General features: G+C 55.7%; 14 protein-coding genes. 9 read left to right on the top strand and 5 right to left on the bottom strand.

The window, feature by feature from the left end:
* Positions 1-3: 3 nt before the first annotated feature.
* Positions 4-981 carry a hypothetical protein gene (locus RBB80_RS27770; protein WP_433965444.1) on the bottom strand — a complete coding sequence of 326 codons (978 nt, stop codon included), beginning with the start codon at positions 979-981 and terminating at the stop codon, positions 4-6.
* A 531-nt stretch (positions 982-1,512) separates the two neighbouring features.
* Between RBB80_RS27770 and RBB80_RS27765 the strand changes: the two genes are divergently transcribed.
* The gene (locus RBB80_RS27765) at positions 1,513-2,472 is read left to right on the top strand and encodes an IS5 family transposase (RefSeq protein ID WP_433963888.1); all 960 of its coding nucleotides are present in this window, start codon (positions 1,513-1,515) and stop codon (positions 2,470-2,472) included.
* 290 nt (positions 2,473-2,762) lie between these two features.
* Here the strand turns inward: RBB80_RS27765 and RBB80_RS27760 are convergent, their stop codons facing one another.
* The gene (locus RBB80_RS27760) at positions 2,763-2,996 is read right to left on the bottom strand and encodes a hypothetical protein (RefSeq protein ID WP_433965443.1); all 234 of its coding nucleotides are present in this window, start codon (positions 2,994-2,996) and stop codon (positions 2,763-2,765) included.
* A 115-nt stretch (positions 2,997-3,111) separates the two neighbouring features.
* On the opposite strand from RBB80_RS27760, the gene RBB80_RS27755 reads away from it, so the two are divergent.
* Complete coding sequence (locus RBB80_RS27755) at positions 3,112-3,564, top strand: hypothetical protein (RefSeq protein WP_433965442.1); 453 nt, start codon at positions 3,112-3,114, stop codon at positions 3,562-3,564.
* An 87-nt stretch (positions 3,565-3,651) separates the two neighbouring features.
* Here RBB80_RS27755 and RBB80_RS27750 read toward each other — a convergent pair whose 3' ends face one another.
* From RBB80_RS27750 to RBB80_RS27740, 3 genes are all read right to left on the bottom strand, one after another.
* On the bottom strand, positions 3,652-4,854 hold the full coding sequence (locus RBB80_RS27750) for a ferritin-like domain-containing protein (RefSeq protein ID WP_433965441.1): 1,203 nt from the start codon (positions 4,852-4,854) through the stop codon (positions 3,652-3,654).
* Between the two features lie 698 nt (positions 4,855-5,552).
* Complete coding sequence (locus tag RBB80_RS27745) at positions 5,553-6,728, bottom strand: IS91 family transposase (RefSeq protein ID WP_433965122.1); 1,176 nt, start codon at positions 6,726-6,728, stop codon at positions 5,553-5,555.
* Positions 6,725-7,582 (bottom strand): tyrosine-type recombinase/integrase, encoded by an 858-nt coding sequence (locus tag RBB80_RS27740; protein ID WP_433965123.1) that lies wholly within the window; start codon positions 7,580-7,582, stop codon positions 6,725-6,727. The genes RBB80_RS27745 and RBB80_RS27740 overlap by 4 nt, the downstream gene beginning before the upstream one ends.
* Before the next feature lie 1,052 nt (positions 7,583-8,634).
* Between RBB80_RS27740 and RBB80_RS27735 the strand changes: the two genes are divergently transcribed.
* The 7 genes from RBB80_RS27735 (at position 8,635) to RBB80_RS27705 (ending at position 16,104) form a co-directional block, all read left to right on the top strand.
* Complete coding sequence (locus tag RBB80_RS27735) at positions 8,635-8,790, top strand: hypothetical protein (RefSeq protein WP_433965440.1); 156 nt, start codon at positions 8,635-8,637, stop codon at positions 8,788-8,790.
* Between the two features lie 6 nt (positions 8,791-8,796).
* Positions 8,797-9,609, top strand: coding sequence for a transposase (locus tag RBB80_RS27730; RefSeq protein WP_433969919.1), 813 nt, complete (start codon positions 8,797-8,799; stop codon positions 9,607-9,609).
* Positions 9,588-10,148, top strand: a complete 561-nt coding sequence (locus RBB80_RS27725) for a transposase (protein ID WP_433965439.1) — start codon at positions 9,588-9,590, stop codon at positions 10,146-10,148. Before RBB80_RS27730 ends, RBB80_RS27725 begins: the two co-directional genes overlap by 22 nt.
* A 160-nt stretch (positions 10,149-10,308) precedes the next feature.
* A complete protein-coding gene (locus tag RBB80_RS27720; RefSeq protein WP_433969917.1) occupies positions 10,309-10,641 on the top strand; it encodes an SOS response-associated peptidase family protein in 333 nt (110 codons plus the stop codon).
* Positions 10,619-10,963 (top strand): hypothetical protein, encoded by a 345-nt coding sequence (locus RBB80_RS27715; protein ID WP_433969916.1) that lies wholly within the window; start codon positions 10,619-10,621, stop codon positions 10,961-10,963. Before RBB80_RS27720 ends, RBB80_RS27715 begins: the two co-directional genes overlap by 23 nt.
* Positions 10,960-11,751, top strand: coding sequence for a hypothetical protein (locus RBB80_RS27710; protein ID WP_433965438.1), 792 nt, complete (start codon positions 10,960-10,962; stop codon positions 11,749-11,751). The genes RBB80_RS27715 and RBB80_RS27710 overlap by 4 nt, the downstream gene beginning before the upstream one ends.
* 1,287 nt (positions 11,752-13,038) lie before the next feature.
* The gene (locus RBB80_RS27705) at positions 13,039-16,104 is read left to right on the top strand and encodes an AAA family ATPase (RefSeq protein ID WP_433965437.1); all 3,066 of its coding nucleotides are present in this window, start codon (positions 13,039-13,041) and stop codon (positions 16,102-16,104) included.
* Positions 16,105-16,468 lie beyond the last annotated feature (364 nt).

Below are 16,468 nucleotides of genomic sequence, written 5' to 3'. Positions count from 1 at the left end.
ATGTCAATGCGACGCTTCCATTAAATTCTCCGTTTGAAGACAAGGTGATGGTCGAATTTGCAGATGCTCCAGCGCCGCAATGCTGACTGGCGTGCTGGTAAGCGTGAAGGCTTGAGAAGCGGCAAGGGGCGATGCGGTGACTGTGTAGGTCCCACGCGACAGATTGCTGAAGGTAGAGACGCCAATCTGGTCCACCCCTCCCAACGTAATTTCCTTCTTGCCAACAAATAGAGGGAAGAAGGAAACCCTGAAATACGCTATGACGTTGTTACCGAAAGTTGTCGCAAAAGTGCCTATACCAAACAACTTGCATTGACTGTTACTAAGGACGGCAGTTGATCCGGATGTTATTGGCGAGCCATAGTTGGTGCCAGCGTCGTTCACAAGATATATATCGTTCGAGCTGGAATCATAACGCAACTTACATGCGTTGGCTGCGAGGGTGTTATTTCCAGAGCTCTTCAAATTCAAGAAAACGGATTGAATTTGAGAGGTTACGTCTGAATATATCGCCGTAAATGTCTGCTCTGAGCCACTACCGGAGGAAGGCGAAACAAATACCGACGACACACTGGCGGTAACATTATAAGTTCCGACTTCTGTCGGTGGATCTGTGTCGTGTGTCCCTTCCTTACTGTCAGCAGACAAGTAGAGTTGCTTATCCCCGCTGAATTCAGCTGAGAATGCTACGAAAAGTCTAACCGTCACACTGTCGCCTGCGATAGTTGCGGAAGATAGACTAGCGAGCACCGAGCACTGAGAGTTGCTGACAGTTTGAGCAGTTTCAGCTGTGGCAGTGGTGGAGAGGAATTCACCTCCCGAGTCTTGGGTCAGTTGGATGACGCCTGAGCTAACCGTATAGGTCAGAATGCATTGATCTGCCGACCATCCGCTCCTACTTCCAGGAGCAATGCCGTTCATAATGAAAAGAGAAAGCGACTGCACCTCCGTTACGCCTCCGGGATCGGAGTATGTCGCCACAAATACCTGCTCTGAACCACTACCGGACGACGGGAAAAAGATACCGGATTAACGCTTTGGGCTTGCAGAGCAATGGTCGCACCTAATCCCGCAAATAGAAGCGCGATCATCTGACCTAGCTTCGACGCAGAGCGAAACGATGGGACGCCTACGAGAACATTGAAACTAACCATGTCTATCCTCCGAGATTCCACCATGAGCAAGAGAGAGTTTGCACGGCTGCGGTTACTTGTGGGATTCCCGAGGGAGGTACAGGAATTTTCTGCTTTACTCCCTAACCAGAATTTAGACCGATTATTCCGTGCTCCTTTGCGATTGATTGCTTTACTAATGCGCAGGAATAGAATGTGACGCGAACATCGACAGTTCGGGAGATAGTCTTGCGCTCAGAGGTTCAGTTGATATCAACGAATTCCAAACTCGATTCGAGGCTCATCATATGCATGAACACCGAAATTATCTAAGGAGAGTCTGCACAAGTTCTGCATCGCTTGCCTGATTGATTAATCTGATAGCTGCGAGGAGATTGCGATGAAGCAGCAGAGTCTGTCGAGTCAGGGTGTGTTTGAGAAGTACGGGCGGAAGAGTCGGCGGGAGTTGTTTCTGGACGAGATGGAGCAGGTGGTTCCATGGTCTGCGCTGGAAGCCCTGGTACGACCGCACTATGCGAAGGCGGGCAAGGGAGGGCAGCCGGTAGGGTTGGCGATCATGCTGCGGACTTACTTTGTGCAGCAGTGGTTCAATCTGTCGGACCCTGGGGTGGAAGAGGCGTTGTACGAGTCTGCGGCGCTGCGGCGGTTCGTTGGCGTGGACCTTGGGATTGCGCCTGCGCCGGATGAGACGACCATCCTGCGGTTCCGTCATCTGCTGGAGAGGCACGAGCTGGGCGGGTTGATGCTGGATGCGGTGAACGTGCATCTGGATGCCAGGGGCATCCGGATCGCGACGGGCACGATTGTCGATGCGACCATCCTGCATGCGCCTTCGTCGACCCAGAACGCGAGTGGCGAGCGCGACCCGGCGATGCACCAGACCAGGAAGGGCAACCAGTGGTACTTCGGCCTGAAGGCGCATATCGGCGTGGACGCGAGGGAGGGCATCGTCCACTCTGTGGCGACGAGCGCAGCCAGCGTGGCGGACTGCCACATGTTACCGGAACTGCTGCACGGCCAAGAGCGTAAGGTGTGGGGCGACGGCGGCTATCAGGGCCAGACCGACGCCATCCAAGAGGCCGCTCCGAAGGCACAGGACATGACCTGCAAGCGGACGAAGTTCAAAAACTATGTCGACGAGTTACAGAAAAAGAAGAACCGGAGTAAGTCGAGGGTGCGGGCCAAGGTAGAACATCCGTTCCGGATCCTGAAGCGCATCTTCGGCTTCGACAAAGTGAGATACAGAGGCATCGCGAAGAACCATCACCGCCTGTGCGCGAACTTCGCGCTGGTGAACCTGTACCTGCACCGCAAACGTCTGGCAGTCCTTGGGCAGTAGTGCGCCTGGAAGCCCCGGAAAACGGGCGGATGCGCGTTCCAATTAGCCCTCCAACAGCATCAAACCAACCAAAACCCGCGCATCTTCCATGCCCACTCCCTGACCCCAGAAAGTCAGACGCCTACGCAGAGGTTCCCTAGGGGTGCTCCTGCTACGGCCGAACGCCATCCCCTGGTCACAACCACGGCAAGCACCATTGTCAAAGCCTCTACGAATTCCACCAACGATGCTAAGACCGCTGATGCACTATGTCTCCATCCCATTCATATTCCTCAGTTTCATTTGTCACGCTAAGTAACAACGCGAGCGACAAACTCAAAGCCGTTGCTGATCACACCATTCTTGAATACGTCGCTGGCTTCATCTCGGTCCATTGAGGACGCAGCCAGCACGCCCAGAACCAGCGGAGCTGGATACTTGTTGTTGTCAGAGCCAGCTTTTGCACCACCCTCCGAGTCAACGGAAACGCTCTGTCCCGGAGCGGCCTCGGCGGCGGTCATTAGACCGTGTACGGTATGCTCCATTGCCTCTTGCTCTGACCCTGCTGGCAACTCGATGCTGCGAAAGGTGAAACGTAATTTGCCATTTCGGGCAAACCAGCGCCCAGGTTTTGCCTGAAGTATTGAGCCAGTCAGGTGCGTGCCTTTTGGCAGCATTGAAGGGCCTCCAGGCTTCCATGGCGACACGCATCGCACCGATGGCTACCATCGCCACCATCCGATGCGCCGCCCTACGCTTCGCCTGCGGCCGCAATTCACAAAGAGCATCGAATACGGATTGTTCCATCTCCACGAATATCGCCTGTTTTCGAGCACGCAGCGCCTCTGTCGATCTCAACAAGCCGTCCACTATGACCGACTCTTTTGTCTCATGGAGGGGCGTGAGTTGCAGAAGACAATTCCGTACGGCGTTGAGGGGTGCTTGATCTTTGGACTGTTTGAGGAGAGCAGGGTGAAGAGCCTCGACTCGCTCGGCGCAAGATTCCACTACTCGGACTCAGGTGCGGCAGTACCGCTGCAGATCCAGGGAAACCGTCTACTTGTCGAGGCTTCGATTGGCAAAGCGCTTCAGGACGTTTTCTCCTTGATATAAGGCAACGAGTTCGGATTCTCGGGATGACATCGTTTTGTAATAAGACCCTTCTCTCGCCCCCGGCCGGGGTGAGAGAAGGTAGTCCGCTTAGGATCGGCGCCGCGCTTCGTCCGCCTCCTCTGCCAGACGGAACATCACTCGCAGGAACTCTGGATTCTTCTGGCCGATGAACAGCCCGTCATCCACAAAGCTCTGGAGAGAGGCCACTGCTCCACCATTTTTGGTAGAGGTGGGACGAATGATCGCAACCGGCGGAAACTTCTTGTTGAGGAAGTGGGTTGGCTCGGGCATGATCAGGTTGGCCTGCAGGGTGTCGCCTTTCAGGGACTCCGGATTGGTCTCTCCCTGGGCGTTAGCAAGAGTTGTAAAGGTGACCGTTGCGCCCGTTCCACCGGGTCCATTGTCCACGTCGGTCAAAGGAAGCGCGTTGCCTGCCTTGTCCTGCCAGGTTTGAAAGTGCATGGTTTCGCTGGGGCCAATGCTGAGCAAGACCCGTAAGACTTCAAGATTCGTTACCTTTTGGGCCAGTGTTGGATAGAGGCTGGTACCGCCTTGCTCAATAAACGCGAAGTGGAACCCTGCCGTGAAGGCGATCGCCTGGAGGTGGTTGGTGATGCTTGCCGGGAGGTTGTCGCTAAAGGAACTGCCGGCAGTGTCGGCATCGGTTCTTGGGATAGCGGTATGTTGACCCACATTCAGACTGGGGACTGCTTGAGCGAACGGAGCACCTGGGTCGAAATCGGGGTTGGTAATGCTGCGGTAGACTGACCAGAAACTGGTGTCCACCGTCAGTTGCATGAGGTTTGTGAGCCGGTGTTTCCCGGTGGACCCTGTTGCCGTGCTGCCTGGGATCGTGGCAAAGGGGCTTAGGTCAACTGCCTCCGCGCCCTTCGATTCCAGGTAGGCTTTCAGGAAGGCGGCGTGACTGATTTCATCGTCGGTATTGTCGTGAATGTACTGGGCCATGTCGCCGTCGAGAATGGAGAGGGCGGCCGTGTAGAGCGGGTTTCCCCCATTGACCCCGGAGACTTCCTTGTCCTGGGTTCCTCCAAGTTCGGAGTATTGAATCCACAGATCGGCTTCGATCTGCTCAAGAGCATTCAGGAACCTGAGAATCGCGATGTCGCCTTGTGTGAGATCGCCGTCTCCCTCATGCTCTTGGCCAAAGGCGGATACTCCACCGCCCAACAAGCCTGTGCCTATAGTCGCTGCGCCTACCGCCGTGATTCCGGTCTTCAAGAAAGCGCGCCGATTCGCGGATTTCTTGATCTGAGTTTCAGATTGTGCCATTTCACTTCTCCTTTGGTCGAACTTTATTGAGCCCGCACCCTCAGACAGCTTTCGAAACTTGACGCTATCGGAAGGCTTCCGTCTGAATATGAAACTGAATTGAAGCGCGTTTATTCCATTCGCTTGGCGCCGAAGGCGCGGTCATCTGTCCGATCATCGTTGCCTCAAGTTTGTCTTGGGGCCTTTGACCTTATCGAAGGCATACTTCGTATCACATCCCGACTGCTTTCAGTAGTAGGAAGCTTCGGATCCTGGGATGTCCCGACCTAGGCATTCGGTCCAACTTTTGGGGCAAATGGAAGCCACGTTCTACCGTCGCCCGCGGAAATGACGATTCCCCCTATCCGTGCTATGAAGTTGGCTTATCGCAAGCGAGTCGCCTAAGTCCCGAATAACGGTAGGACTCTATCGGAACCACTCCACCTGCACATGATCCAAGGCGAGACGGCCTCTTCGGGGAGCGGTTCGGATAGAGCCGTGAGGAGGAAGCCGGTGGTGGGGTCGGGGCAGGATGTTTGGGGCTATGGGTTTTCAATCGCGCTGCTGATTGGAGTGGCTGATGAGAAGCGATGCAGATAGCGAGCCGGGGGCATGGAGAGTGGGCATCCGACCTGGCAAGACGGCCTTGTCCGAGGCGTGGAACACACGTCCAGGGAGCATCGCCAGAGGCAGGTGCAAGGGTCCGGTTAAACATGAGGTCAGGACGTGTCATAGGCACCTACAGGTCGAGTTTCGGCGAAGAAGATCTGAGCGGCAGTAAGTCGCTCGATAAGATACATGGGGCCTTGGCAGCGAGGGCACGGCCATGTGGCTGGCTGGGTGGAGGAGGGCGCATCTGTTGCCGGCGGCGGCTGGTGGAGCAGGTAGCGGCAGAGCGGAAGCAGACTTCCACGGGAGCGGTTGGTCAGCCAGCCGAAGTAGCGGATGCGGGGGAAGCCTCTGGGCAGCACATGCTGGAGGAAGCGGCGCAGGAACTCCTCCGGCGAGAGCGTCAAGGTGCGATGCTTGCTGCCATGCGCGTAGTCCTTCCAGCGGAAGCTGATCGCGGCATCTGAGACCGAGAGCAGGCGGTGGTTGGAGATGGCGACGCGGTGGGTATAGCGGGCCAGGTAGTGAAGGACGTGCTCCGGCCCGCCGAAGGGCGGCTTGGCATAGACGACCCAGTCCTGCTGGAACAGAGTACGCAGAAAAGCGGCGAAGTTCTTCTCTTCTGTCAGCGGCAAGCACTCGCCGTAGAATCGCAACTGATCGCGATGAAAAGCGCGTCGTAGTCCAGCAAGGAACTTGCCGCGGAAGACGTGGCTGAGGACCTTGACGGGCAGAAAGAAGTGAGGGCGCGAAGAGATCCAGTGGCTGTGATCCGGCGACAGACCGCCGCCGGGCACGACACAGTGGACATGCGGGTGAGGCTGCAGGGTCTGTCCCCAGGTATGCAGCACGGCGAGTAAACCGGCTTGAGCGCCGAGATGCTTCGGATCGGCTGCGACTTCGAGCAGCGTGGCTGCGCTGGCTTCGAACAGCAGAGCGAAGAGCCGCCGCTGGTTCTGCCACATCAGCGGCACGAGCGCGTGCGGCACACTGAAGACCAGGTGATAGTAGCCCACGGGCAGCAGCTCCTGCTGGCGCTTGGCGAGCCACTGTTCGCGAGCGTTGGTCTGGCACTTGGGGCAGTGCCGGTTGCGGCATGAGTTGTAAGAGATGGCCTGATGGCCGCAGTTGGAGCACTGATCGCGATGTCCCCCGAGCGCGGCCGTGCGGCAACGGGCGATGGCGTCGAGCACCTTCGCCTGCGGCCATGTCAACGACGCACGTTCTCGAAACCTGCTGCCTGCTGTACGGATCACATCGGCCACCTCGAAAGGTGGCCGCGTCATCCCAGTCGCTTCTCCTGCATGTTGCGGATCGTGAGTTGGTCAAGCGGGTTGATGGCGGCATGCAGATGCCGCTGGGACAGGTGCAGATAGATGGTCGTGTCTTCCAGTCGCTCATGCCCCATCAGCAACTGGATGGTACGCAGGTCGGCTCCGCCTTCCAGCAGATGCGTGGCGAAGCAATGCCGGAGCGTATGGGGGCCAAGCTTCTTCTGAATGCCCGCGCGGGTGGCCGCCGCCCGGCAGACGTTCCACACCGTCTTATCGGAGATAGGCTGATCGCTGCCGGCTGCGCTCCTCTTGCTGGGGAACAGATAGACGCGGGGCTTCTTCCAGCGCCAGTAGTCGCGCAGCGCTTCGAGCATCTTCGGCGTCAGCGGCACATCGCGGTCGCGCATGCCCTTGCCCCGGTGGATGTGGATGACCATGCGCTGGCTGTCGATGTCGCTCACCTTCAGCAGAGACGCTTCGGTGCGGCGCATGCCGGTGGCGTAGAGCAGCATCAGGAGCATGCGATGCATGCGGTTCGCCGCCGCCTCGATCAGTCGCGTCACCTCGTCCTGGCTGAGCACGGTTGGCAAGGTGCGCGGCTGCTTGGGAAAAGGCAGATCGTCGAAAGCCAAATCGCGCCGCTTCAGCGTCTTCTTGTAAAGAAACCGCAGAGCCGAGATGTTGTTCTCCACCGTGCCGAGCGCAAACTTCCTCTCGTGAAGCAGGTAAAGCTGATAGCGGCGCAGTTCTTCGCCACCCATCTGTTCGGGCGAACGGTGAAAGTACTCGGCAAACTGCTGCACAGCACGGATGTAGCCGCGGATCGTATCAGGGGAATAGTTGCGCCGCAGGAGATCGTCCAGCATGCGTCGACGGAGTGGGGTCATAGGATCCTCCTTCCTATAACCAACAACGCTAGCCCCGCCGTTCTCCTCTCGTCACACCACCACGATCCATCCGCCGCGCCAGCGGCTTAGTCCTAACGGGCCATGCGGAAGTAAACTGACGAGAAGCCACTAAGCGTGACCGAGGCCACTCCGTCTCAGTTCGGTGCCGGGCTGGCGATCTGCTTGCCGACCCCTACGTGAAGCGTTCGACTGAGTTGCACGACGGTTTTGGCAAGGGTTCCTGAGCAGACTGTGGCGGCGGGTCAGCGATGGCGATAAGGGCCGGGAACAAACTCTGAGGCTGCCTGGTCTGAGCCCGAAAGCCCAAATCCACCGACACATTCCGTGCCTGCACGGTCGAACTCGATCACCTGATTCCGCAATCCCAGTCCGGCGATCGAGGATTCGTCTGAACTTATGCGCGTTCTTCTCTGGTGTCTAAGGTGGTCAGTAATTTTTCTTCGACAATTTCGCTTTCTGAGTCCACAAATCGGATCGAGCACCTGAGGTTACCGGTATGAGGCCCTTGAGCCTCAATACTCGAAAGGATTGAAACCTATGCCTCAGGAAGAAGAAAGAAGAACACTTATCGCGAGATGGAAGCCAGAGCAGGACTGCAGCGTGGATCTTCCCCATAAGGTCTATTGGTCAGACGGCAGTCCGGCAACCATGGAGGATTATCTGACGCACCTGTTGGATAAGGGCTTCGTGTATCTGCGTGACGATGACTCTTCAAGTTTAGCCAGCGACCGCCTTCAGCGCAGCGCGGCGTTCATCATAAGGAAAATAGAGGCCAATGAGCACACTGAATCCGCTTCAGAAGATCGAACATGTCGCAGAAGTAGTAGGGAAGGAGTAAGCGTCTGGTCTTGGCCGTCCTTGTGAGGGGTGTCAGAGTTATGTATCCACATAGCGTGTAGCTGTTGAAAAACTCAGCACCTGTCCGAGCGCATTCTGCGTTTCTGACTTGAAGAACACGGCATTGCCAAGCATGATGGTTTTATCTCGGTTTAGTTCGGAGGCGTGCTCGCATGATGGGTCAGCAGTGCCGTTCTGAGTCCCTCTTCTACTACTTTCGAATCGAAGATCACGTGCCGGAGAATCATCTGCTGCGCGCCATCGATCGGTACGTCAACTTCGATTTCGTTCGACAGAGGCTGAAGACTTACTATAGCGAGACGGGGTGACCGTCGATTGACCCCGAGCGTCTGCTTCGAATCATGCTGATCGGCTATTTGTATGGTGTAACGAGTGAACGCAAGCTGATTGAAGAGCTTCGCATGCATCTTGCCTGGCGCTGGTTTACGGGGCTTACATTCGATCAGGAAGTGCCGCACCATTCTACTTTCTCTAAGAATCGTCACGGACGATTCCAGGAATCAAAGCTCTTCGAGCAGCTGTTCCAGGAGATCGTCGAACGATGCATCGTATGTGGTCTGGTCCAAGGAGAACACCTTTCCGTGGACGGAAGCTTTATCCAAGCCGACGCGAATAATTCCAGCCGGGTCCCTCGCGAGAAGCTCAGCGAAGTAGCGCATGTAAATCGAAACGTGCGGCAATACTTGGATGACTTGGAACGCGAGAATCAGCTTGAGGCGGAGCTGCCCCAGCAAGACAAAGTGTCAACTCCGGACCCCGACCACGCATACTTCAGCAAAGGTGACAGGGCTTCGAAGCTCGGCTATTTCGACAACTATCTTATGGATAACGCAAGTTGTGTAGTTGTCGGGGTTGAAGCGACAGTCGCAAGTTCAAGCCAGGAAGTCATCTCTGCCCGCAAGATGCTCGCTGATTGCGTAGAGAAATTTGGGCTCGCTCCAAAAACGTTAGCCGCTGATGCAGGTTACGGCAAAGCAGATTTTCTCAAGTGGCTTGAGAACAGAAGAATCACTCCCTATATCCCGCTCCGACTGCACTATCCATCGGGAAATAAACTCTACGGCCTGGATCACTTCACTTATCAGCCTGAAACCAACTCCTTCGAATGCCCCGAGGGAAGGAGTTGAAGTACCGTGGAATCAAACCGGCAGCGAACAGAAGCCATATATACAGATCAACTGAAGCACAGTGCCGTGGCTGCTCGAAAAAAGCAGAATGCACTTCCGGTCGATACAAACAACTCGTTATTCATGTGGACGAGGAAGTGCGGCAAAGAGCACGTTTGCGAAATCAAGAGCAAGATTTCTTTCGCCACCAACGCAGTAGGAAAAAGATCGAGGCGCTCTTTGGAGAACTGAAAAATCGTATCTGTCTGCGCCGTGTTCGACTACGGAGACTAAAGTACGTCCGCGAGCAGTTCCTTATGGCCGCTACCGCTCAGAACCTGAAGCGTCTGGTCCGATTTCTTGCATTGATGCCCCCGGACCAAGGGACCAAAAACCAACTCCGCATCAACTCCGCATTGAAATCTCACCGTTCGTTAGAACAGTGCAGGATCGGCACCGCGCTTCGCCTGCGGCGCCGAGTTTTTCAACAGCTACGCGTTATGTGGATACATAACTGGAAGAGTGGAGCGAGACTTTCCATGGCAGCTAGTTTGGGATGAACAGCCGCTGCGGAAACGCCGCGTTTCAGCCGCGATTGCCTGCGCTGCCCTATTGACCCCTGTTGCGATCATCGCGGCGTTGGCCTGGGTTGCCGTTCACTTCGTCATCAAGTTCTGGTGAGTTTCACTTAATAATTCGGGTCGAGCACCCTGCTTAGGTATCTACCTTCATGAAGTCAGATACCAGCAAGCGACCGGCCACCATCGTGCCTATCTCCGTCGCAGAAACCTTTCAACCTCTCTGGACCCCTGCCGAAGCCGCGAGCCTATGGCGTTTGCTGGCTTGTGGGAGAGGTGGAACGATCCGAGACAGTCTGTCCCGCTAGAGACTTTCTCGATCATCACCACAGACCCCAATGAACTCATGCAGTCAATCCACCCCCGTATGCCGGTCATCGTGCCCAAAGCCGATTGGAGTCGCTGGCTTGATCCCGTAGAGACCCTGCACAGCCACCTATTGATATCCTCAGATCGCACCCGGCAGAATCGCTGAAGGCTCCTGCGGCTACGTATACCGGTCAGCGCCGGCCGCACCCGAGCCGTTCTTCCGGTCATATAACCCTGCGACCGGTGGCTATTTGTATACGCTGAATGTCACCGAACATGACAACGCAACGACGGTTGACGGCTATCGGGCTGACGGAATCAGCGGTTATCTCTGGCCCACCGGCGCTCAGGCGGGGACGACCCAGCTCAATCGTTATTACAATGCCGGCGCCAACGACCATTTCTACACGACTGCCGCGGCGGCCCCGCGGGTTATAACGCGGAAGGGCCCGCGGGTTGGGTACCTTCTGCTGCGGTTGCGGGATTGACGACCCCCATGCACCGGCTGGTCGGCAATTTTGCCAACGACTTCCTGGTCCTGGCCCCTGCGCAAGGACTTACAGGAAATTCAAATTTTGTGATGACGAGCCAGTTGGCGGAGGGCCTCGCCCCTCCGATCCTTGGCATCGACGTGGAGTTGGATATCAGCACAGCCCTCACGGTAGGGAGCGTCGATTTCGGAGATCTTGGCTGCTCGTTGCAACTCAATGGCTATTCGCCGCAGGGATTCAATTCCGCATGGCAGCAATATTGTATTTACCTGGACAACAAAACCCTCAACTGGGAAATCCAGAACTGGATTGCCGGCACGGATGCCAATCCTTACTCCCCTAGCTTTGTTCGCGCTGGCGGAGGGCTCGCGGCCTTAACTGCGAACGCGCTGCCGGCAGGACTTCGCTTGCGCACCGTTCTGATCTATGACGCGTATGGCTTTGTGTTGGGAGCCAATTTCTTCGCTTACCAGGGCGCCACGACGATTGGGCAAGCGCAAATGCTGATCCAGAATATCAACGGGCCTGCTGTCTCCGGCATCGCGTTTGGGTCTGCGCCGATCCTCGCATTCCAATTGCTGCTGGTTGGGACAGGGGCGATTCCACAACAACCTTTCAAGCGGGAGGGAGCGGCACGCTTCGCTATACCGCGGCCAGCCCACTACAGGCAACGACGCAGTTGCCCCCGAATGTTGGCTTCCACGTTACCGGGACTGGGGAGAATTCAACCATCACCTATGGTCCGGTTGCAGCGTCCTTTAGCAAGACGCATACCCAGACGGTAAGCGTGTGACCGACAACTGAGATCAACCCTCTGCCTGACAGCTCAACGGAACTCGACGGCGCCCAGGAGCACTCTGTACTGAGAGATGTGGAACAAGATATGCGAAGTTAAAGGTCGACTAGTGTTTACCAATGCGATTGGAGCTACTCGTCTTCTCTCTTTAGAGGCTTTCCTGTGTTCGCCACTGAACCCCCGCGTGTATTTGATTATCCTCGCTCATACGAAACGAGCTGCTGCCGATCCATTATCTTACGATGGCGTCGTCGATCATCAAGCCAAAGCGCTGTTGGACGGGTCGACGCCGATCTGAAAAGCGGATTTGCCGTCGCTAAAGACTTTTGGGGTTACATAGGCACGGGGCGTTCGATATATGGCGAGCGCCCGATAGACCGCCTCGCTATTCTTCTTGCTTGACCGAATGAAAACGTCGAGGTCTTTCGTCGCGCGGGGCTCGGAGTGGAGGCCGACAGCATGGCCTTTTACAACGGATATTCAACGCTGTTAGCGTTGAATACGAGTAAAAGTTCTTTCAGCTCGACGGGTAGGGATCGAAACTCTTTCCTGCCATAGCGTAGGCGTCGGCAGTGGCCTGGACAATGGCGGCAAACCTCTCCGCGATTGACCGACTCTGCCAGTAGCGATACGTTTCGGCCCTTTGTGCTTTCGGCTCGGTTACTATGCGAAATGCCCTCGTAGTGCTCATATGCGAGACTCAAGGTAAGTATACCATTAATCAATAACTTAGCTTACTTTCGTCTTTTCTCTTTAGAAGAATTCCCGTGTTCGCCACTGAACCTACGAGTGTGTTCGATTGATGCTTTCCCTCAGCCTGGATGAGAAGGCAAGCGGCACGTCTATGTCTATTTCAAATTCATCCGGGGTGTTTGCGCAGCTACCGTTGAGCGCAAACCGATGTGTGGGAATCCAGACAACCAGGAACTGCTTCACTTCGACGGTGCCTGGCAGAGTGATCTTTCGATCGTCGATCATCGGCTGAACGCCAGTGCGAAGCGACGTTCAGCATTTGTGTTGAGTGATTTGCGCTGTTATTTCTTTGGAGTGCCTATTGCTCAGACCAGCAGAGCCGGAAGTCGTCGATACGGAATCCAATATGCAGGGGTCAGCACGAGACGTGACGGCGATGAAGCATCTTCGTAATGTGCGGTTCGTACGAGGAGTTCCTGGGCTACAAATGTTCGAATCCAGCCTGCTCAGATGAATACAGAGTTTTATCGAGCTAAGGTTGTAAAGTTCGAGGAGAACAAAAATCAGTGATGCAGGTTCCGACATGAAAGAGTTCCCACCGTTCCGGCTGGACGAAACGAACCAATGCCTTTGGCGTAGCGGAGAGGTTTCGGATGAACGGATTCTATTGCCGCCCAAGGCGTTCGCCGTTCTCGACTTCTTGATTGAACGGGCCGGTCGGCTAGTGACTCAGGATGAATTGCTCGAGAGACTATGGCCCGATATACACATTCAGCCGGAGGTCCTGAAAAGCCATATTGCGAAAATCAGAAGGGTCTTGGGAGACGACCCCAAACGTCCTCGTTTCATTGAGACGGCGCAGCGGCGAGGATATCGATTCATCGCTCCAATCAGCGAAGAACTAGTCGAGAGTCTCCGAACTGCAACCCGATCGAACAGCAAATTTGTGGGCAGGGAAGGTGTGCTCAATGAACTGAGCGAGGCCCTCCAACGGACGCTTTGGAATCAGCGGCAAATTGTTTTTGTCACAGGGGAGGCCGGTATTGGAAAAACTGCGCTTGTCAACTACTTCAAGGTACAAGCCGCGGCCTACGTGCCGGGCATCCAGATTGCTTTCGGGCAATGCATCGAAGGATACGGTGGCAAGGAGGCTTATTACCCCGTATTGGAGGCGCTGGGGGAGTTGTGCCGTTCTACTGGAGGGAACTCCATCGTTCAGTTACTGGCGGACCAGGCCCCCACATGGCTGGCACAACTCCCAACATTGACAGAGCGCCAACGTCGCGAAGTGCTGCGACGCCAACTCTTGGGCGCTACGCGTGAACGTATGTTGCGTGAGATCGGCGATGTTCTGGAAACGATCACTTCCAGAAGTCCATTGCTCCTCATTTTCGAAGATTTGCACTGGGTGGACAATTCCACGGTCGATCTGATCTCCGCGCTCGCACGTCGCCATGCTCCTGCGAGACTGATGCTGATCGGCACGTACCGTCCGGTTGACGTTGTTCTTTCGGGCCATCCCGTAAATGCGCTTAAGCAGGATCTGCTGGTTCATAAGTTGTGCGATGAAATTGCCCTAGAGCCGCTTGGCGAAAACCAAGTGGCCGCATATCTTGCAGCCGATTCCTCCGGAACAGATCTGCCCGACGGCCTGGCTGGTCTCGTTCACCGTCATTCTGAGGGCAATCCGTTGTTCATGGTGGCTGCACTCGACCATATGATCGAACGGGGCACTATTTCCCATGAGAATGGGAAGTGGAAACTCAAGGTCCCTCTGGAGGAAATCGAGCTTGATGTACCCGAAAATCTGCGACAAATGATCGAAGTGCAGGTGGAGCAGCTGACGGCCGAAGAACAACGGTGTCTGGAGGCAGCCAGCATCACTGTGACTGCATTCACTGCATCCGTCAATGCTCTGGCAGCTAATCTTGATCCGGAAAAATTTGAGGAGCTGTGCGAAGGGATCTCACGCCGCTATCGCATCGTACGTCCGCGGGGCACGCTGCAGTTTCCCGATGGAACTTTTGCGCACATGTACGAATTTGCGCATGCGCTCTACCACGAGGCTTTCTATCGCCGTCAGTCGCCGGGACGTAGAGCGAAGCTGCACCGATCTATCGGAGAGCGTCTGGAGGCACTGTTCGCAGATCGTCTCAGTGACATGGTCCCCAGACTTGCGCGTCACTTCGAAGAAGGCTGCGATTGGCGACGGGCAATCAAGTATTTGCGTCTGGTGGCCGAGACTGCCGGACAGCGCTACGCGCCTGAAGAGGCTACGAGAATCCTCCGCCATGCGTTCGATCTGTGCGAAAAGATGCCCGAGATCGAGCGTGCCGAAAACGAAACTGAGATTCTCGAGAAGCTCGCTGCGATTTATGTTGTGTCCTTTCATGACACGGGCGCGGTGGAAATCTACGAAGCGTTGCGCGGAAAGGCGGCTTACTACGGATTGCTGGATGTGGAAATACGCGCGCTGGTTGGCATGGCTTATCCTTTGTCGTGGTCCAATGCGCAGCGGTCTTTGGAGATGGTTGAGCGGGCGCTTCAATTGGGCACCAGACAGACGGATCCACTGACGCGAGCGCGGACGCGCGCGAGTTGTCTGGTACGACGGGTGTGGGTAGGCGGATGGAACGCCCAAGATGCGGAGGATTGCAAAAACGCCCTCGAGGAAATTCGTAGTGGCGGTGACGCCCTTTTGTCGGCGTGGCATACCCTCGACTGTAACTTCATGGATTGGTGCTCGTCTAAATACAGAGAGGCTCAGAAGAGCGCCGTCGAGAGTCTGTCGATTCTGCTGGGACAATCCGAAGACAATCCGTATCTGAGTTTCTCCTATTGGATAAGCCAGTTCGTTTTGCCATGGAGTCTGCTGTTTCTGGGCGAATGGGGCGAGGCACTCCGGACAACGAAATCCAGCATCGCGCTTGGCATCAAAAACGGGGACCATATCCGAGTGCAGACTTCGCGCCTTGATCAAGCATGGATACATCTTCAGGCGATGGATTCGAGTGGGGCCCTGACAATCTGCGAATCGGTTCTCCCCACACTCGGCGAACCCGCAACGCGACCCTGGAACAGATTTTGCCGGATTTTGGCCGCTTCTGCGGAATTAGCTATGGAGAACTACGACCGCGCGCTCGAGCACTTGTCAGCAGTGAGGAAAGATATGGACCTTCTGCCGGTTATCCATGACTGGTACTGGAAAATGTTGCTCGAATCAGGTTTCACAGAGGCATGGCTTGGCAAGGGAGATTTAGGGCAGGCGAGAGTAAGCGCAGAGCGGTTTCTTGAGGTCACACAGCAAACTTCGGAGCATACTTGGCAGGCGCTGGCATGGGACGCAATTGCCCGCGTCGCCATGGTAGAACTCGACGCGCAGCGTACGCAAAATTGCATTTCTAGAGCCTTATCAGCCATCGACGGTTTCGAGGTGCCGTTGGCTGCATGGCGAGTTCACGCAACTGCCGCTAAGGTTTTTGGAGCTACCGGTAATATAGCGTTGTCACGGCACCACCTTGAGCTGAGCCGCGCAACGCTTCTCAAACTCGCAGATTCCCTCGGCGAAGAAGAATCCTTACAAAGAACGTTCTTGGCCGCGCCAGAGGTCGATAGAGTCTTTGCGGCCGCTGCAGCAGTTGACGGTTGAGCACAGATTTATCGTCGCAAGAGTGAACCTGGGGCGGCCTAGTTAGCAAACCGGGGCACTGTCCTTAGTTCTCGTCAAGTGGCATAAGAAGAAACAACGCTGGCAGGTAAATGATCGAACGCAAGGTGCCCATCCCACGAACACCGACCGGGAACCAATTCTCCACCACAACAACACTTCGAGATCACGACTACATTCCAGCAATCGCTTAGGCTTTGGCTTGGATGTTTGAGTTTCCGTCTCCCTTGAGACGGGTTCTCCGACGGAGCTGCTCAACTGCGGAATTGACCGGTGCCGGTCCTGGGAGCACACGGATCGAGAATACGACCGATGATAGCCAGTACGCAGATGCTAATTGGCTGGC

Source organism: Tunturiibacter gelidiferens, assembly GCF_051013345.1.
Taxonomy (GTDB): Bacteria; Acidobacteriota; Terriglobia; order Terriglobales; family Acidobacteriaceae; genus Edaphobacter; species Edaphobacter gelidiferens_A.
Note: the sequence above shows the minus strand (reverse complement) of the source record. Positions and strands in the feature narration are given on the sequence as shown.